Here is a 1,006-nt window from a genome sequence, read left to right on the forward strand (position 1 = left end):
ATACCATTTGTGATGCACTAGATATTATTAAGCGATATGAAGCAGGTACAGTATATGTAATTAACGTGTTAGACCCTAAAAAACATCGGACTACGGTAACAGATGAAGTATTAACACAAAATGCTAACACGCTTATTGCACAAACTCAGAAAGCAGGCTTAATTGAGTTAACCATTAAATCAGGTGCAACTGTATTAAGTGCTGGTAAAGATTACACCGCTAATTTATTAACCGGTGAAATCACCTTTATGCGCGCACAAACAGAACTTAAAGCAACCTATGTTTATACTGATCCAACTAAAGTAACAGAGAGTGATGTGCGAGGCGGTATTGAATCAGCCACAGGTAAGCGCACTGGCTTTGAGTTGCTCAAAATGGGCTTTATCGAATTTTGGGCTGATGCCAAAATTGTGATTTGCCCTTAATTTGACCAACAAGCAGGCGTAATGACATCGCTTGCCACCCTTGCGGATAAGCTCAATGCGATTGCTTATATCAATGCACCGAAAGGTACCACACTTTCACAAGCAGTGGCTGGGCGTGGCAGTAATGGTACCATTAACTTTTACACCAGTTCTGACCGTATGCATCTCTTTTACCCACACGTTATTGGTGAACGTGGTACGTTAAAAAGCCTTGCTACACACCTGCTGGCTTGCGTATGAAAACTGATGTAGAGCACGGCTATTGGTACTCTACCTCGAACCGTGAACTCAAAGGTGTGCAAGGTGTAGAGGTTAAGTTGACTGCGCGTGTGAACGACGTGCAAAGTGAAACAAACCAGCTTAACTCCCGTGGTATTACTACCGTATTTAACAGCTACGGTACAGGTTATCGCTTATGGGGCAACCGCTTGGCTGCTTACCCAACCAGCACCCATATCAGCCAATTTGAAGTAGTACAACGCACGGCAGACTTGATTGATGAAGGCATTGCCCAAGCGGAATTGCAATACAATGACCGCCCGATTGATGATGCCTTGCTAGATAGCCTATTAGGTACGATT

At 43.5% G+C, this 1,006-nt stretch carries 1 pseudogene; it reads left to right on the forward strand.

Annotated features, from left to right (window positions below):
* Positions 1-1,006 (forward strand): annotated as a pseudogene (locus tag HMPREF0027_RS11220) (phage tail sheath family protein); the annotation flags it as partial.

The sequence above is a fragment of the Actinobacillus ureae ATCC 25976 genome, from assembly GCF_000188255.1.
Lineage (GTDB): Bacteria > Pseudomonadota > Gammaproteobacteria > Enterobacterales > Pasteurellaceae > Actinobacillus > Actinobacillus ureae.